The sequence below is a fragment of the Shinella sp. 1A1 genome, from assembly GCF_055379515.1.
In genome coordinates this window covers 597994-615811 of record NZ_AP039671.1, presented here as the reverse complement: position 1 = coordinate 615811, position 17818 = coordinate 597994, and the positions used below count along the sequence as shown (strand labels likewise).

The following is a 17818-nucleotide window of genomic DNA, read 5'->3' as shown; positions in this document are numbered from 1 at the left end:
CCCGCCAGTCCGGAGAGGACTGCCGGGCGCAATCGTATCCTCAAGGATGCGGAATAGTCGTTTCCGTATGGTCCGTATTATAGAGAATCTTGACGCCTGCATCCGTGTTCAGAACCGCGACTGTGTGGAAGTCGCTGGCATTGCCGGTGGTGCTGACCTGCAATTCATCCGCGACGGCCCCGTCCGCGCCATGGTCGATGACCTTCACATAGTTGCTGATGGGGTTCGCCTCCGTCACGGTGATGCCATGCAGCAATTCGCTCAGGTCGACCACATCATGCTCTCCACTCTGGCCGTTGTGATAGTCCATGATCATGTCCGACAGCGCCCCCGACAGTGCCTTCGACGCGTCAATTACGAACGTGTCGTTGCCTCCGCCGCCATACAGCGTGTTATGGCCCAGCCCGCCAATGAGAATGTCATTACCGTCCCCCCCGTAGAGGATGTCATCACCAAGCCCGCCGATCAGGGTATCGCTACCGGCGGCTCCGTGCAGCGTGTCGTTATCCGATGTTCCGGCAACGGCTTCCACCGTCAAATGATCGCCGGACGCTCCGCCGATATGAACGTCGAATTTCTGCGTGGCGGTATCGCCATCGCCATCCGTGATCTTTATTTCGATGCCCTTGAAGTCGAGATCGGCCGGCGGAGTGACATGGTCGGCGCCAACCGCGATGTCATCCAGGCGGAAAGTACCCTTATTTGTCGCGTTGAGAACCCGTACGCCGAATATCGGATCGCCCGAATGGTAACTTCCATTGCCGGCAGCCGCCGACCAGTCGAGATGGCTGATCTGGAAACTGTCTCCCTGCTTTGCAGAAACCGTGACCTCATCGTATTTCGTCATCCCGGCGTCAAGGTAGACCCTGACGATGACGGAGGCCACCGCGTCGTCCTTGGGACCAGGGAATCCGTTGAGACTTGTTGTCGTGAATTGGAAATCATAAGCACGATGGCCAGCGGCGGCGTTCACTGCAGCGGGATTCGAGGGGTCGCTGAGATTGTCGACAAACTTGAACAGGATAGCTTCGTTCTTGTTGATGTTGCCGTTGTCGACACCCCATCCATTGTTGGAATTCACCTGATCCTTGGAGCCGTTCTTGGTGGCGGATGCGACGACATCGAAGTCCGCCAAGTCTATGACCTTGAAGTCGACCGGCTTTCCGCCGCCACCGTTGTTCGTCGGGAAGGGGGTAAAGTCGACCTTGCCTTCCCGGTGCATCACCTCCAGTGAATCGGTGCCGTTGGCATTCAGCGTCAGCTTGGCGACGACGGTGCCGTTCTCCTTCAGGTCGAGCACAATCTTGTCCGGTCCCGAGGAGACCGTCTCCACCTTCAGATTGCCGGTTTGCAGCGTCGGCATCGTGATACTTTTGTATCCATCCGCCCCATAATGCCACTCCGCGAACTGGCCGGTATAGGTAACATTCGCCCCCGGGTTGGACGCCGACAGCTCCACGACCCCATTGCGGTTGCCGTCGTTGACAAGGGTGAAGGCCGGAATGTCGTCGACGACATTAACCTGCACCGTCCCCTGGACAAGATTGCCGAAAGCATCCTTGGCCGTATAGGCGAACTGATCGCCCGACACCGTATTGTCGCCCTGGACAGCGCCGCTGTCATAAGGTGACGTCAGCGTATATGTCCAGGAACCGTCTGTCTTCAGCTCGAAGACCCCGTGCGCTGTGGTCTTGGTAAAGGCCTCGTAGACAATTCCTTGGCTGCCGGATACGTGGAGTTGCCCCGCAACAGTTTCCAACGGGCTCGCAGGATTCGAGCCCTTTACCGTTCCGACGGCAAGGTCAGCCGGATCTTTCACCAGATCAAGCGCAGCCTCATGGACGACCCCGACCTGATTGTCGGGAGTGAGGACGACGTTCGCGACATTGATCGTCAGCGTCGTCGTCGAGAAATCCCCATCCCCATCCATGATGGAATAGACGAACTTGTCCTGCGCATCCGGAGGGATGTGGCTGGCGGTGACCTTGTATTCATAAGAGCCGTTCGCCTGTAGCGTCAGCGTGCCATACAATCCCACAATCGCGGTGTTGATGCCGACCTGCACGGCAGTCGTGATATCGTTGCCGTTGAGAACGGCCCGGACACCGACGACACCCCCTTCCGATGCATACCCGTCCGCGCCGGCGAAATCGTTATGCAAGACGCCATCGTCCGCCGATACCGTGAGCGTCGCGCCCTTGACGACATTTCCATCGTCGGTGCGGGCGGTCGGGCCATCATCGAGGATGTCGATGACCAGCTTGCCGGATATATCGGCGCCGCCCGCATCCTTCACAGCCACGTCGAACGCGACCGACCGGCCGTCACCGGACGTATTGTCTTTTAATGTGTAGACGTAGTGGATTTCACCCTTACCCGTCGTCGTGTCGTAGACGTACCAGGCTTTCAGCGCGCCGGCGGCGTCGTCCTTGACGGTCGTGGGGTTGTCCTTGTCGGAAGACAGGGCCTTGCCTTCCAGTGTGACTTCGGCGGGAGCGCCCTGCGAGGTGAAGGCGACCGTTCCTTTTGCGGTGTCCACACCCGTACCGGCCTTCGAACCGGCTGCCTCCTGATGTCCGTCGATGATACGCACCGAGAGGCCCGCTTCATCAACCAAGGTGCCGGCGTCAGCCTTACCTGCGGCAGGGATGGCGATGGTCGGCCCGGAAGCATGCATCCCGACGGTGAAATCGGCGGAGACGGTGTCGCCGTCGCCATCCGTTGCGGAGACGCCAAAGGTCAGCTTGTCGAGGGGAACCGTCGTCTGCGTCTCGCCGCCGACGCCCGTCAGTTTGAAGTTTGGCGCATGCGGGCTGGGGGCACTCCCCAAAGCAACCTCGACACTGAGGGACTGGAACACGACGCCCGCCGGCGGTGTGATCGCCACGCTCGAAGCATCTTTGCCAAAGGCGTTGGTATACCCGTCCGCAACCTGATTGCCATCTGCGTCATAGGCAGTCCAGTGCAGCAAAAGCGTGCCCTGCCCCTGCGCCTTGATGCCGAGATCGGCCGACACCATCGCGTGGTCGAACGAAATCTTGAAACTGTCGCCGGCATCCATGTTGCCGTCGCTCACGCCGACACCGTTGGAACCGCTCAGCGGTCCACTCACACCGACAAGCGTGAAGCCGGCGAAGCTCTTCGGATCATATGTCGGTCCGAAGCCGCCGCCGGTCGAGACCATCGGCAGACTTCCAACGCCACCCGGCAACTCGTTGTGCTGTACGAAGGTATAGCTGCCGTCATTGTTTAAGGTCAGCGTATAGAGAAGCTTGTCTGTTCCGTCGATTTTTGCAGTCACCGTCCTTCCATCATCTGACAAGGTTTCCGTAACCCCAGCCAGGTGATGGTTGTAGTCGGTGATTTTCAGACCGTCAGCCTCTCCCGCCGCGTTCGCATGCTGACCGTCCGAGCCAAATTTTATGTGGACGTCGCCACTCGCCGTCCACGTCCCGTGATCGTCCTGGACCGTGCTGTCGCGGCTCCCGCTGGAAGCGAACTCCGGCGAGTCGTCATTCACGGTCACGGAAAGCTTAGCGGAAGCGGTATCGCCGTCACCGTCGGTCACCGTGTAGCTGAACTCGATTTTGAGATTGTCTTCCCAGGAGGTCGCAATATCGCTTCCGCTTTCACTCGTCAGCGGGTGATCGAGGGGGGCATGCATCTGGAGCGTATAAGTTCCATCGGCATTCACCTTGAGTGTAAACACATCAAAGGAAGTCCCGCCGTATTCTGCCGTACCTTTGAGCGTGCCTCCGCCGCTGCCGTTCTCGGTCCATCCGACCGTCACATCGCAAGCGTGCCCAACACCCTGACCATCGACAAAGATCGCCTTCAGGACTGCCGACGAATCGCCTTTGTCATTAACAACATTGACGGCCTCCGAAACGAAAACCTGCTTCACCCCGTCCATACCGCCATTCAAGGGCAGAACACCGGCGAGCTTGGGAACCAAGTCAGGAGAAGTGTCGCCCGGCCCGCCCTTGATGCCGTCGTGGAAGCTTTCATCGTCGAGCGTCCAGAGCCCCTTCGCGTCCCGGGCATCCGGCCCGTCGTCGCGGAAGCCTATTCGTCCGGAAATATCGACGGTCTTGCTGACCTTGTCGCCATCTCCATCCTCAGCAGTCACCACGACAGACACCGCGCCCGCGGCGAGATGGTCCACTTCGTTGTAGTCGGCCGCGTTGCCGCCTGCCTGCGTGTTATGGATGGAAAGCCACTGCGCCACCGTGACCTCGCCGTTTCCGTCGATGTGCAGCGCGAATGCGGCCTTGCCTTCCGGATTTGCGGTATCGCCCTCGCCAAGGCGACCGACGATATAGGTGATGCCGTTATAGGTTTCGGCATAGAGAAAGATCCTGCCACCTTCCGTTGTCGACAGGCCGGAATCCGTTCCCGCCTCCGTCGCAAGCGAATAGGACAGCGGCTTGCCTTGCCCGTCCGCTCCATGATTGACCGTGACGTCTACAATCGCTCCTTTGCTATGGGCGAACCCGAGCGGCAGACCGAATGGAGACTGCGGGTCCTTGCCCTTGGATGCGATTGGTGCAAACAGCGCCAGCGCTTGTAGATTGGGGATGGTCTTGCTGATATCGTTCGCGCCTTGGCCCTGAGGGCCGAAGCTTTCATCGTGAACGACCTGAACGGCATTTCCTTGGACGTCGAGCTTGGGCACGTCATCGACGATATCGATTTTCAGCGTTGCCGACGCGCCGAGGCCGCCCTTGTCGGTGACCGTGAGCGTGAAGATATCCTTGTCCTGCTCGATATTGAAACCATCGTTGTTCACGTGGTCGGTAACCGGCGATGTGAGTTTGTAGGTGTACGTCACGACGCCCGTCGCAGGATCGTATCCGGTAATGGACAGGCTGCCATGGGCGCCCACGATCGGATTGACGTTGCCCGCCGCCAGCTCGGCCATCGTCAGCGTCGTGGTGGTTCCGCCGACCGTGATGGAGAGCTTGGCAAGATCGTTCGAGCCATCGGGATCGGAGATGCGGAACGTGCCCTTGACGGTATCCGTCCCCATCTCCCCACGTTCATGCGTTCCTTTGGACAGAAACGCCTCGTTGACCTGCTGATCGAGAACGTCGATGCCGCCGGCGCCGCCTTCTCCCTGCGGGGGGAATTCTATCCCCGGGCCGCGATTGGGCGCATCGAACGCGGCAAGAAGCTGCCGATCCTCGGGCGCGCCGAACTGCAGTGCCGTCGGAGGCAGGAGGTCGATTGCCGGGCCCGCGTCGCCGATGCCGGGAATGGCTTCGCTGAAGTTGCCGCCCGCGCTTTCGCTGCCGGCAGCCGCTGCCGTCAGCGTGCCGTCGGGGCCGGCCGCCACGTTGATGTTGCTTGCTTCGAGCGCGGCGACCAGGGCTTCCTGCGGAATCTCGACATCGTCGATAACGAAGGTCGGAACGTGCAGGGCGGCGTGCTCGATGACGATGCGGCTGCCGTCAGGCTGGACGAGGATCAGGTTGTCGCCGTCGATTTCGACCTTTTCGATGGACGTGCCTGCGGGAAGCTTGACGACATTATCCACGGCGACAACGATTTGCTCGCCCGACTGCGGGACGGCTGCTGCGCCTTGCTGCGTCTCCGCCTGCGCGATCTGCTGCGCCTCGTGCGCCAGCCCGACAGCTTCGGCGGGGAACGCCGCCGGGCGCTCGCCGGCGCCGTGCGAAGCGTCGGAAACAGACAGATTTTCGATAAAGCCCTCGGTAGTCATAGCCGAACCCCTTCTACAATTGCGCTAGTCAAGCCACGGAATTTTTGGCCGATCAATAGCGGGGCATCGGGTGCCATATATCGGGCTATATCGGCCTGGTTCCTTTTTTACGATTGGTTAACTTACGGACTGTCCCGGTCCACAGGCGGCAGGCTTTCCCGCCGTCGGATCGCGCTTCCCATCCAAGGGTGGCGTTACTGGAGTCTCGCCGCGCCGTCCTGTGGCCATCCGCCCAGCGACGTGTAGCGGATCCAGTCCTCCCCCTGCTCCCTGGTCATTTCCAGGGTGCCGACAGCCGCCTTCAGCAGGTCGTCGAATTTCGCCCGGTCGGCGAGAATGACCGCGCCTGCCCGGATCGAGAGCGGATAACGGACGCCGGCGGGCAGGAAATCGAGGCCGGTGACGCTTTCGTGGATGCGGTCGGCGACGCCCTTCGCATTCGTCTCGTCCGCACCGGGAAGGAAGACGCCAAACTGGTTGCCGGAGATACGGCCCACGATATCGCCCTGCCGGACAGTCCCGCGAATGGCGGCGGCGATCCGGACGAGAGCTTCGTTGCCCCAGCTATAACCGAAGCGATCGTTGACGATCGGGAGGTCATCGACATGAATGAGCAGGACGGTTCCGCGGCTGGAGCCGTCCGGGGCCGCGCGGCGGTCCGCATAGGTATCGACGAGCGCCGAGAATGTGGGCTCGTTGAGACAGGCCGTCAGCCCGTCACGCTGCCCGAGATGCTGGACCTCCCTGCGCAAGGCGGCGATCCGTTTCGCCATGCGGCTGCAGGTGTAGAGAAGCGGAAGGGATACGGCGAGCGCCACCCCGCCGGCAAGCACGGCGCTGCCCGCTGCCGATACGGTCGAGGAAACGGCGTTCGTGACGGCCGCGGCCGCCAGCCCCAGCCCGAGCGCGGCAGCACCGCCCCCCGCCAGCCAGCCGCTCGTCGTCCCGCGAAGGAAAAAGGTGTCCCGCATGCCCATCGTCCTCATGTCTGCCGAGTTCCGGTATGACGAGGCTTATAAAGCAGGCGTGTAAAATCGCCGTTTCCGACATCTGTCAGATTCTACCAATAGGCGATATAAATCGGTCATACCTACCGGGAGCCTTTTCATGCGGGTAGTTCGGCCCATCGTTTCGCGCAGCCGCATCGCGGCGTTTTCCATTCTCTCCGCCCTGTTCGCCGCCTCCCCGGCCCTTGCCGATCAGGCGGTCCGCCAGTTCGACGCCAGAACCGGCACATGGACCGTGAAGCGGATCGATACCCGCAAGCTTTCGGGACGGCTGAGCGCCTCCCCGATCCCCGCGCAGACCGTCGCCTATGCCGGTGAATTCAAGCGCGGCACGATCATCGTGGATACGGGAAAGCGGCGGCTGCTCTATATCAATGGAGACGGCACTGCCCGCCAATATGCGATCGGCGTCGGCCGCGAGGGCTTCGCGTGGAAGGGCAAGCAGAAGATCAGCCGCAAGGCGGAATGGCCGAGCTGGACGCCCCCGGCGGAAATGGTGAGCCGCGAAGCCCGGAAGGGAAGGATTCTGCCGGCAACGATGGAAGGCGGACCTGAAAACCCGCTCGGCGCACGCGCGCTCTATCTCGGCGATACGCTCTATCGCATCCACGGAACCAATGAGCCCTGGACCCTGGGCAAGGCCGTCTCTTCCGGCTGCATCCGCATGGCCAATGACGATGTCGTCGAGCTTTTCGACAGGGTCAGCGTCGGAAGCCTCGTCGTCGTCCGGTAAGCCCAAGGGAAAATGTGGCGGAATCGCCACATGGTTGCATATAATATTGCTTGTTAAGGATGTTTGCGAATCGTCCGATTGCTGCACGCCTCGCGACGTGCCTAAGAATGAGTGAAGGAAGTGAACCTGCGCTGCCGATTGGGCGTCGGCGCGGTTCATATGGGGTCGGGGGCAATAATGCACAGGTCGTTTCTAGGCGCCATTTCGGCTGCTCTGTTGGTAGGGGCGGCCTTTGTGCCGGTCAATGCGCATGCGCTGACCCTGAAGGAAGCGATGGCGGTTACGCTGGAATCCAACCCTGAGATCGGTCAGGCGCTGGAAAACCGGGAAGCCATCGAGTTCGAGCTTCGCCAGGCGCGCGGCCTCTACCTGCCGAGTGTCGATCTGGAAGCGGGTGCCGGCATCGAGAGGCTCGACAATAATTCCCGACGCCTCACCAGCATCGAGGATGATCCGCTCTACCCCGCCGATGTCGGCCTCTCCGTCACGCAGAAGCTCTTTGACGGCGGCGGTCGCCGGGCGGAGCTGGAGCGTCAGGCCGCCCGCGTGGATAGCGCCTCGTTCCGTGTGCTGGAGCGTTCCGAGACGATCGCGCTGCAGGTCGTGCGCGAATATCTCGAGATCATGCTCCAGGGCGAGATCGTCCAGGAATCGCGCCGCAACGCGGCCGTCCATCAGCAGATGCTCGGCGATATCAGTTCACTGATCTCCGGCGGCACGTTGACGGATGCCGACCGCCAGCAGGCACAGGAGCGGCTGCTTGCCGCCAAGGCCCGCCAAAAGGAAGCCGAAGAAGAGCTGGAATCGGCGAAGATTCGCTTCCAGCGGCTCGTCGGCAAGCCGTTCTCCAATCCCACCATGCCGGGCTCCATGGCTGCGGCCCTGCCCAAGTCGCTCGACGAGGCCATCGGCCTCGCCCGCACCAACAATGCGCGCATCAAGGTCGCCAACTCCGATATCGACGCGGCGGACGCCATGGTGAAGGGCGCCCGCTCCGACATGTTCCCGACGGTCTCGCTCGAAGGCCGCGCCCGCACGGGCATGGACATCGATGGAAACGACGGCCGCAGCACCAGCCTTCAGGCGCGCGTCGTGGCGAGATGGAACCTCTATCGCGGCGGCATCGACATCGCCAACGAGCAGGAACAGATTCGCCGTGCCAGCGAGCAGCGCCTCGTACTGCACCAGAGCTACCGCGAAGTGGAAGAGGCCGTCCGCGTCTCCTGGGATCGCCGCATCCGCCAGACGGAACTTGCCGCCACCTTGAAGCAGCAGGCGGGCGTCAACGGCAACCTCGTGGAATCCTATCGCGAACAGCTCGCGGTCGGCCGGCGCTCGCTGCTCGACGTGCTCGGCGCGCAGAACTCGCGCTATACCGTCAACGTCCTGTCGCGCACGGCCGTTTATGCCGCCCGTTTTGCCGAATACCGCATCCTCGCGGCCAGCGGCATGCTGCTCAGCAGCATGAACCTGACGCCGGCGAAGCAGTCGGATGCCTATGCCCGCGCGGAATTCCATGTACCGGAAACGGCGCCGACGGAAACCTACCGCCGCATGCCCTCACGGCAAGTGAACGACCTGCCGATGGACCTGCTGGCCAACATGAAGTAACGAGCGGAAAGCAATACGCATGCTCTGTCGCGGACCGATTGGCTTGAGCGGGAGCGATATCTCGCTCTTCGCGACAGGCACGACGCCGTCGTCCTTTCGCGGGCGATGGCCGTGACGCTGGCCGCCGAAACGGCCGGCATTGTACATCCCGCTCCTGAGCCGGCCTCGATCGGCGGAGAAACCTTCAGGACAGCCTTTCAGCGGGTCGCCGTCTTTCTCGGCCGGCCGGGGTCTGAAGTCGTCCTTTTTTCGGGCGTGCCCTTCGACGAGCCCATGCCGTCGCTGGAGGACGTCCAGCGTTTGAGCGACCGGGTCGGCCTCGATGTACGCGCCTTCGGCTGGCGCGATCTCGCCGCCGGCAATTTCGACCTGCCCGCCATCATCCTTTTCAACGACGGATCCGCAGTCTCGCTGCTGGAAATCCACGGGGCGGGCAATACGTCCTATGTCGAGGCCATGCGCAGCCAGTTGCAAGGCCGCCTGCCCGCCAGGGAAAGCATCCGGGCAGTGCTGGCCTTCAGCACGGTCAGCGCGGATACGATGAAATCCGCCATCGAAGGCAGGGACGGCACAATCGTGCGCCAGCACTGGCTGGTAAGCGCGCTCGTTCCGTTCTGGCGCTCCTATGCGCAGGTCGCCGTCGCCGCCCTGTTCATCAATCTGCTGGCGCTCACCTCGCCGCTCTTCACGATGAACGTCTACGACCGCATCCTGCCGAACGACGCCAAGGCGACGCTCTGGGTGCTGGCGCTCGGCGTCTCGGGCGCGATCCTCTTCGACCTCGTGCTGAAGACCGCCCGGTCCGCGCTGATCGACTATGCCGGCCGCCGCGCCGACCTCAAGCTTTCCTATCTGCTCTTCGAGAAGGTGCTCAACGCCAGCATGTCGGCACGGCCCATGCAGACCGGCGAATATGCAAGCCGCATCACGCAATACGAGTTCGTCCGCGAATTCTTCACCTCCAACACGATCAGCGTGCTCATCGATACGGTCTTCGTCTTCGTCTTCCTGATCGTCATCTATCTGGTGTCGGGCTGGATCGTCATCGTTCCGGCCGGCGCCTTCCTCCTGGCGCTGGCGATCGGCCTCATCGCACAGCACCGGATCGGCCGGCGGGTCGCGGCCGCCACGAATGAATCCTCGATGAAGCAATCGCTGCTCGTCGAGACGATCTCGACCATCGAGACCGTCAAGTCGCTGAAGGCGGAGCGCAACCTGCTGCGCAAATGGCACGAGCTCTCCAAGAAGGCGGCGCTGACCTCGGAGGAGATCAAGCAGCTTTCCTCCTCGGCGGCCAACTGGACGCAGTTCGTCTCGCAGCTCGTCTCGGTGGTCATCATCCTCGCCGGCGCCTACCAGTTCTCGCAGGGCAAGATGTCGTCGGGCGCCATCATCGCGGCGGTCATGCTGTCCGGCCGGGCCGTCGCGCCCATGGGGCAGATCGCCATGACGCTCGCGCGCCTGCGCCAGGCGCTGCTGTCGCTGCGCATCCTCAATTCGATCATGGAGATGCCCGAGGACCTGCCGAGCGCCACCGGCTTCGTGAACCGCGATATCGCCAAGGGCGGCTTTGCCTTCAATCAGGTGGAATTCTCCTATCCGGGATCCGACCAGAAGGTGCTGAATGGCCTCACCTTCACTGTCCGGCCAGGCGAACGCGTCGGCGTGATCGGCCGCATCGGCTCGGGCAAGACGACCATCGGCCGCCTGCTCGGCGCGCTGTATCCCCCGACCGGCGGCAGCCTGATGATCGACGGCATCGACATCCGCCAGTATCACCCGGCGGTGGTGCGCACGGCGGTCGCCGTCGCCTCGCAGTCGGCGGACCTGTTCTCCGGCTCGGTGAAGGAAAACCTCCTGATGGCCAATCCGGAGGCGAGCGACGCCGATATCATCGAGGTCGCGCGCCGCACGGGCGTCGACGAATTCGTCTCCCGCCATCCCCGCGGCTACGACATGCCGGTCGGCGAGCGCGGCGGCAATCTCTCCGGCGGCCAGCGGCAAGCGGTGGCCATCGCCCGCCTGCTGCTCGCCCAGCCGAAGATCATCTTCCTCGACGAGCCTTCGGGCGCGATGGACCTTGCCTCGGAGCGCCGGCTGATCACCAACCTGTCCACCGCCTTCGGTCCGGAAACGACCATCGTCATCTCCACCCATCGCTACAGCATGCTCGAGCTGGTCGACCGGCTGATCGTCCTCGAGGCCGGCCGCGTCATCGCCGACGGGCCGAAGGGCGCGGTCATCGAGGAGCTGCAGAAGAAAGCGGGACGGCCTTCATGACGGATTCCCCTCCCTTCTGGGCGCGGATGAGCCTCGTCTCCGTTGGCCTCCTGATCGTGTTCTTCGTCGTCTGGGCGGCGATCACCGAAGTGGACGAGATCGCCCGCGGACAGGGCAAGGTCGTTCCCGTCTCCCGCACGCAGCTCATCCAGGCGACGGAAGCAAGCGTGGTGCAGGAAATCGCCGTGAAGCTCGGCCAGATCGTCAAGAAGGGCGATCTCATCGTCCGGCTCGACGATACGGCCACGACCTCGACGCTCGGCGAACTCGAAGCGCGCGCCCGGGCCTTGCGCGTGCAGATCGCCCGCCTCGAGATGGAGCAGGCCGGCGACATGCTCTCGCCGATGACCTGCCCGCCGGAGGTCGCCAAATCGAGCCCGGAAATCTGCGCCAACGAGGCCCAGCTCCTGAAGGCCAGGCGCGATGCCTTCCAGAACAAGCTCTCGGTCCTGCAGGAGCGCCACCTGCAGCGGCGCAAGGAGCTTGACGAGGCGCTGGTGAATATCGACCGCCTCGAGAAGAATATCGCGGTCTCCGACAAGGAAGCCGATCTTCTGGAGCCACTGGTCAAGCGCAAGCTGGCGCCCCAGACCGATCTCCTGCGCGTGCAGAAGGAACTGACCGACTCGACCGGCCAGCTCAAGCTGCTCAAGGAATCGCTCGAGCGCATCCGCGCCGCCATCAAGGAAGCTTCGCTCCAGGTGGACGAGATCATGCTCGCCTTCCAGCAGGAGGCGCTGGCGGAAAAGACAAAGGCCCTTGCCGATCTTTCCGTCGTGACAGAAACGGTACGCGGCGCATCGGACCGGGTGCAGCGTACGGACCTGCGCTCGCCGGTGGACGGCGTTGTCAACCGGCTGGAGATCACCACGATCGGCGGGTATGTGCAGCCCGGCACGATCGTCGCCGAAGTCGTGCCCACGTCGGACACGCTGCTCGTGGAAGCCCACATATCGCCCAACGACATCGCCTTCATCCGGGCCGGCCAGCCGGCGCTGGTGAAGATCACCGCTTTCGACTTCTCCATCTATGGCGGCCTGCACGGCGAGGTGTCCAACGTTTCCGCCGACTCCATGTTCGACGAGAAGTCCAACGAGACCTACTATCTGGCGCAGGTGAAGACGGACAAATCCGAGATCGTCCGCAACGGCAAGTCCCATGCGATCATTCCCGGCATGGTCGCCTCCGTGGACATCATGACGGGCCGCAAGACCATCCTGCAATATCTGCTGAAGCCCATCAACAAGGCGCGCACCGAGGCCATGCAGGAACGGTAATCATGGCGCAACCTTCCGACAAGGTGGATGACCGCCCGCAGACACGGGATAGCGAGCTTGTCTTCCGCGTCGTGGAGGACGGCGGTATTCGTCGCGGCATTCGCCTGGAGGCGATCTATTGGCGGGTACTGCGGGAAATCGCGGAGCTCAGGCAGAAGAAGATCGGCGCGCTGGTCGGCGCCATCCTCGCGGAGGCGCCCGAAGAGGCCAACACGACGGCGTTCCTGCGGGTCTACTGCCTGCGCTCGGCGCTCGATATGCTCGCTTCCGAGCGGGAAGTCACCGATCCGTCCGGCATCGGCAATCTGGTGCGCGCGTCGCCCGCCCCGGCATTCGCCCTCGGGCTGGACAAGCGGCTCATCGCCTATAACCAATCTTTCCTGAACTATATCCAGGCCCGTTTTTCCCACGGGGAAACGGAACCGGTCAATCGCGATCTTCGCCTTGCGCTCGACGTGCAGCTTGCCGTCCTCGCAGCCAATCTGAAGGCGAATGGCAATCGGCCGCTTGAAGCGGGCTTCACCGTCGGGCTTGGGGGGCGTCGTCTCCGCGGTGTACTCAACGCCCTGCTGGCGCCGGCCGCAGGGCAGAGCATCATGCTCTGCTACGTGCTGCCCTGACCGGGCGGCAGCCTTTCATCGTCAAAACGCCGGAATACCTTCGCCCGGCTGCACCGCGTCGAGCGAGGCAGGGCGTTTCTGCATGGCGAATTCCGAGCCGCGCTTGTAGCCATGGACATAGGCACGCTCGGTTCCGAGCGAATAGAGCGCCTGATAGTCCGGCAGTTGCCGATCCGTCAGAACCGCATCGCGCATGTTGTCGAGCACGTAGTTCTTGCCGTCGATCGCGACCGTCAGGACGGCGTGGTAGAAGTTGCGCCGCGTTTCCCGCAGGACGACCAGCGTCATGCTTTCGGCCTCGATGCCCGCCTGGCGCAAGGCGGCAAGCTTGAGGATCGCATAGTCCTCGCAGTCACCCTTGCCCAGAGCGAGGATTTCGGCCGGCGTCGCCCAATAGTCGAGTTCGCCGTGCGCATCGACGTCCTTGGTATAGCGGACAAGCCGGTTGACAGAGACATTGAGCGCCTCGATCTTGCGCAAAAGCGGCTCATCGGCCGCGGCGTCGATCGTTTCACGCAGCATCTTCAGGCGGGTCCGGCACGTCGCCTGCTCGCCGCAATCCTCCGGCGAAAGGCCAGCCGCGGCGGCTTCGATCTCCTTCCAGCGCACCAGGGCGCCGGGTTTGAAGGGAAAGGCCACCGAGCCGAAAAGGCCCGAGGACACGGTGCCGGTCATCGTCATGTCAAGACCGAGATCATCTGCCGCGATGACGGCCGGCCCCTGCCGGAATGCCCGGTCCGCATCCGCCTCACCATTCGTGATGCCATTCGCAAACAGGAACCCGCCCAACAGGATGCCACTCATCACTGCCAGATAATGCCGTCCTGCCGGGGATGCCTGTCTTCTTGCCATCGGATAACCCTCCAAGGTTGAGGGCAAATCTATCCGGCCGAATTGTATATCCCGCTAAAATACACGGTGAACGCGCGATGTATTTCGAAATGCAACTTAATTCAATTTGGAAAATGCAAGGTAACGTTACGCTAACCATAGAAGGCACAGCGCCGATATCGAGGCCGTAGTCGGCTGGGGTCTGACGTGGACAACGCCAAAAGCCCCGAGACATCTCTGTCATCGGGGCTTTTTTGATTTGGCTGCGGGGGCCTGAAATCACGGAGACTTGTCGTTTCCTTGGAATAGCACAACCGCGCAGATTTTGTGGTCAACGTCAGATTCCCGAAATTCCATTATTACTCTTTCATCATGTGTGATGGCTTTCTATGGCCGGTTCGACCGTAGACTTCATCCGGCACCAAAGAAGGGTCATTATAGACCCACCATGTGCAGTAAAGCCGCCGGTCGCTCCCATTCTCATAGGGCGGCTCCACTTCACGGGCGGGATAGCCGAGCCGCTGGATGGGGTTGACCTCGCTGAGGACACAGCAATGGGCGCAATAAAGGCAGACCCCTTTCAGGTTCCATGCCCAGTCGTGCGGTTCTGTCGTCACAGGATAGCGCCCATAGGTCTCACCCGTGACGTTCCGGCCACCCGAGCCGCAGGGCGCGAAGCGAAAGCCGATCCTGTCCTTCTCCCGCACCAGTTCGACGGTTCCGCGCCGGCCTGGGCCGGACAGATGGCCGCGCAAAGCCTCGGCAGTGATGTAGAGCAGGGCTTCGGCCGAGCGTTTCCAGGGCGTGTGGTCGATATTGTAGCGCTCATAGCCGGCGCTCATGTCGGCCATCAGCATCTGCCAGAGCGCTCCGATCCGCTCCTCCCCAAGGTGGTGGGCGACAAGGCCGACCATGCCCTGCGTCCAGTCGCAGAGCCGGTCGTGCAGGTCGAGCCAGGCCAAACGCACGGCTTCGATGGCCGGAACCGCCGCTTCCGCTTCGCCCGCCATACACAGGTCGGCAGCTTCTTCCGCCAGAACGCCGATATCCCGCCATTCCCGCTCCGGCTCGAAGGGGCCGGTTCGCCCCTCCGTCACACGCGCAACGAGCGCCGTCTCTTCCGCCGTCACCATCCGTTCCTCGACACCCGATTCCAGCAGATAGAGCCGCGTGCGCTCGCGCCATTGCGTGAAAAGTTCGAAGGCCTCTTGCGCCTCCGTCACGCTATAGCGGGCAAGCCGAGCTGCCTCGTACCGGCGCCCCTGTCGCACGGCGTCCGTTGCCATGTCATAGGTGGAGCGACACTGTTCGTCCCAGCTTCCTATACGGACATCCTGTCCGACGCCGGGATGAAAAACCACAGGATCATCCGCCCCGACGCCGGTCAGCGCCAGAAAGCGCCGCAGCAGCGGCAAACCGGCAGGAGCTTCCCCGATAGCGGCGCGGAGAGCGTTCACGTCGATTCCGGCCGTGGCAAGCGACTCACCGAGCGCATCGACGAGTGCGTGCATGAAGGCCGCGTCGAATTCCGGGTGGAATTGCACGCCCCAGGCCTTTTCGCTGTAACGCACCGCCTGATAGGCCTCCAGCGCGCTTTCGGCCAGCACCGTCGCGCCCGGCGGCAAGGCGAGCACACTCTCGTAATGGTGGGCGTTGAACTTCGCCCGCGCTGGCAAGTCCGCAAACAGCGGATCCGCCCCGCCCTCATAGGCGAAGGCAACCTCGACGGTCCCCGCTTCCGGACCCTTCGGATTGGGCCCGACCGTGCCGCCGAGCGCATGAGCAAGAAGCTGATGGCCAAAACAGACACCGAGAACGGGCACGCCGGAGAGAACCGCCCCCCGCAGCCAGTCTGCCGTTGCCTCCATCCAGGGCTCGCGGGCGCTGACCATGGCCGGCGAGCCGGTGACCAACACCCCGCCGAATGCATCGGGCGGGTCGGACAGGACTTCCCCGGCATGGACGGCGACGACGTACAGACGTTCCGGCGGCAGGCCAAGCGCCCGTGCGAATATGGCGTCGAGATCGCCGAACGCAGCAGCGACGGAAGGCAGACGTTCGACGATGCTGCCCGTCTTGACGATCAGAAGGCGCTTTTCCTGCGGGCCGCTCATCGCCCTTCGCTCCGGATGAATTCTGCCACCCGCTCGCCAATCATGATGGCCGGCGCATTGGTGTTGCCGCTGGTGATCTGCGGCATGATCGATACATCCGCGACGCGCAGGCCCTCGACGCCACGCACCCGCAGATGCGGATCGACCACCGACGTCGCATCCTGGCCCATCCGGCAACTCGCCGAAGGGTGGCACATATTGACAGCGCGCCGGCGAATATAATCCGCCCAGTCCGCGTCGCTCTGGACGTCGACGCCGGGCGAGACCTCGCGCACCACGCGGTCGCGGATAGGCGCGCTGGCGTAGATATCGCGCACCGCCCGGCAAGCGTTTGCGAGCGTTCGCACATCGTCGTCGTTCGCAAGGAGATTGTAGTTGATCACCGGCACGTCGAAAGGATCGGACGAGCGCAGCCGCACGCTGCCCCGCCCGGTCGGGCGGCAAAGGCTGACCCCGGCGCTGACGGACGATTCCTTCAGGAACTTCACGCCGTGATCGAGCACCACATAGCCGGCCGGCATGAAGCTCGTCTGGAAATCCGCGCCGCCGCCCGGCGTCGTCGAACCGTAAAGCGTCACATGGCACATGCCGGATGCCGCCGGTCCCGTCCGGTCCCACATCCATCGCGCGCCCGCTTTCAGGATGCCGGCAAGCCCCAGCGTGTCGTTCCACGTCTTCTCGCCCACCTCCACGCTCATCCAGACGCAGGGATGGTCCTGCAATCCCTCGCCGACGGCCGGCAGGTCGACAGCGGGCTCTATGCCCACGGCGCGCAGATGATCGGCCGGACCGATGCCGGACAGCATCAGCAATTGCGGCGAATTGATTCCGCCGGCCGACAGGATCACCTCTTCGTCGGCGTGGACCGTCTCCACACGCCCCGAGCGGACATAGCGGACACCTCGCACTCGCCCCTTCTCGATGATCAGCTTCGTCGCCGTGCTGTTCGTCAGGATCGTCAGATTGGGGCGGCGGCGCGCCGGGTTGAGATAGGTGCGGGCCGTGCTCAGTCGCCAGCCGCGCCCGGCGCTGGTCGGGCACGGCATGGCGCCAACCCCGGTCTTCAGGAGGTCCGTGCTGTTTTCCGGCAGGCCTGCCGTATGGGCGCTCTGGAGGAATTTCCGCGCGATCGGATGCATCGGCGCCGGCGGCTCGACACGAATGGCCTCATCGACCTTCAGGTAAGCGGCGTTGACGGCTGCAAGGCTCCAGTCGGGGCCCGCCGCCGCTTCCCATGCGTCGTAGTCGGCCTTCAACCCCTTGACGAAGACCATGCCGTTGATCGAGCTGCCACCGCCAAGACCGCGACCGCCAGTCAGCGTCTCGCGTCGCCCATTGCGCGTGGGATCGGGCTCGATCTCCTGTAGCCAGTGATAGCGCGGGCTGCCCTTCACGAAATAGATGCCGTTGGGGATCTGCAGGAAGGGCGCCATGCCACCCCCGCCCGCTTCAAGAAGAAGAACGGAAACGGCCGGGTCTTCCGACAGGCGCGCCGCCGCGACCGCCCCGGCCGAGCCACCGCCGACGATGACATAATCATAGGATTTCATGGATTGCCTCCGCATATCGGTTTCGGCGCCGCCGGCCGGCGTCCCGCGAAACGGATTGCTGTTGGTTGCTTCG

10 protein-coding genes are annotated in these 17818 nt (G+C 63.0%); 5 read left to right on the top strand and 5 right to left on the bottom strand.

The features are described 5' to 3' along the window. Positions 1 to 40: 40 nt before the first annotated feature. On the bottom strand, positions 41 to 5722 hold the full coding sequence (locus ACZ48C_RS03095) for a DUF5801 repeats-in-toxin domain-containing protein (protein ID WP_464782141.1): 5682 nt from the start codon (positions 5720 to 5722) through the stop codon (positions 41 to 43). A gap of 194 nt (positions 5723 to 5916) precedes the next feature. After that, a complete protein-coding gene (locus ACZ48C_RS03090; RefSeq protein ID WP_162911470.1) occupies positions 5917 to 6693 on the bottom strand; it encodes a GGDEF domain-containing protein in 777 nt (258 codons plus the stop codon). A gap of 136 nt (positions 6694 to 6829) precedes the next feature. Between ACZ48C_RS03090 and ACZ48C_RS03085 the strand changes: the two genes are divergently transcribed. The 5 genes from ACZ48C_RS03085 to ACZ48C_RS03065 all read left to right on the top strand — a co-directional run bounded on the left by ACZ48C_RS03085 (position 6830) and on the right by ACZ48C_RS03065 (position 13250). Continuing rightward, positions 6830 to 7462 (top strand): L,D-transpeptidase, encoded by a 633-nt coding sequence (locus tag ACZ48C_RS03085; protein WP_464782140.1) that lies wholly within the window; start codon positions 6830 to 6832, stop codon positions 7460 to 7462. Positions 7463 to 7639: 177 nt separating this feature from the next. Then, positions 7640 to 9073 carry a TolC family outer membrane protein gene (locus ACZ48C_RS03080; protein WP_119258061.1) on the top strand — a complete coding sequence of 478 codons (1434 nt, stop codon included), beginning with the start codon at positions 7640 to 7642 and terminating at the stop codon, positions 9071 to 9073. A 117-nt stretch (positions 9074 to 9190) separates the two neighbouring features. Further along, entirely contained in the window at positions 9191 to 11353 is a 2163-nt protein-coding gene (locus ACZ48C_RS03075; RefSeq protein WP_464782766.1) for a type I secretion system permease/ATPase, read from the top strand. Then, a complete protein-coding gene (locus tag ACZ48C_RS03070; protein WP_119258059.1) occupies positions 11350 to 12630 on the top strand; it encodes an HlyD family type I secretion periplasmic adaptor subunit in 1281 nt (426 codons plus the stop codon). Before ACZ48C_RS03075 ends, ACZ48C_RS03070 begins: the two co-directional genes overlap by 4 nt. A 2-nt stretch (positions 12631 to 12632) precedes the next feature. Beyond that, positions 12633 to 13250, top strand: a complete 618-nt coding sequence (locus tag ACZ48C_RS03065) for a ribbon-helix-helix domain-containing protein (protein WP_464782139.1) — start codon at positions 12633 to 12635, stop codon at positions 13248 to 13250. Positions 13251 to 13271: 21 nt separating this feature from the next. On the opposite strand, the gene ACZ48C_RS03060 is transcribed toward ACZ48C_RS03065, so the two are convergent. The 3 genes from ACZ48C_RS03060 to ACZ48C_RS03050 form a co-directional block, all read right to left on the bottom strand. Then, on the bottom strand, positions 13272 to 14102 hold the full coding sequence (locus tag ACZ48C_RS03060) for a transglutaminase-like cysteine peptidase (protein ID WP_464782138.1): 831 nt from the start codon (positions 14100 to 14102) through the stop codon (positions 13272 to 13274). A gap of 338 nt (positions 14103 to 14440) precedes the next feature. After that, positions 14441 to 16195, bottom strand: coding sequence for a glutamine amidotransferase (locus ACZ48C_RS03055; RefSeq protein ID WP_464782137.1), 1755 nt, complete (start codon positions 16193 to 16195; stop codon positions 14441 to 14443). Continuing rightward, a complete protein-coding gene (locus tag ACZ48C_RS03050) occupies positions 16192 to 17745 on the bottom strand; it encodes a GMC family oxidoreductase (protein ID WP_464782136.1) in 1554 nt (517 codons plus the stop codon). The genes ACZ48C_RS03055 and ACZ48C_RS03050 overlap by 4 nt, the downstream gene beginning before the upstream one ends. Positions 17746 to 17818: the final 73 nt, after the last annotated feature.

Excerpts from the sequence above, each read along its gene's own strand:
- ACZ48C_RS03050 (WP_464782136.1), bottom strand. The coding sequence starts at position 17,745 with ATGAAATCCTATGATTATGTCATCGTCGGCGGTGGCTCGGCCGGGGCG.
- ACZ48C_RS03070 (WP_119258059.1), top strand. The coding sequence starts at position 11,350 with ATGACGGATTCCCCTCCCTTCTGGGCGCGGATGAGCCTCGTCTCCGTT.
- ACZ48C_RS03060 (WP_464782138.1), bottom strand. The coding sequence starts at position 14,102 with ATGGCAAGAAGACAGGCATCCCCGGCAGGACGGCATTATCTGGCAGTG.
- ACZ48C_RS03085 (WP_464782140.1), top strand. The coding sequence starts at position 6,830 with ATGCGGGTAGTTCGGCCCATCGTTTCGCGCAGCCGCATCGCGGCGTTT.
- ACZ48C_RS03055 (WP_464782137.1), bottom strand. The coding sequence starts at position 16,195 with ATGAGCGGCCCGCAGGAAAAGCGCCTTCTGATCGTCAAGACGGGCAGC.
- ACZ48C_RS03080 (WP_119258061.1), top strand. The coding sequence starts at position 7,640 with ATGCACAGGTCGTTTCTAGGCGCCATTTCGGCTGCTCTGTTGGTAGGG.
- ACZ48C_RS03065 (WP_464782139.1), top strand. The coding sequence starts at position 12,633 with ATGGCGCAACCTTCCGACAAGGTGGATGACCGCCCGCAGACACGGGAT.
- ACZ48C_RS03095 (WP_464782141.1), bottom strand. The coding sequence starts at position 5,722 with ATGACTACCGAGGGCTTTATCGAAAATCTGTCTGTTTCCGACGCTTCG.
- ACZ48C_RS03090 (WP_162911470.1), bottom strand. The coding sequence starts at position 6,693 with ATGCGGGACACCTTTTTCCTTCGCGGGACGACGAGCGGCTGGCTGGCG.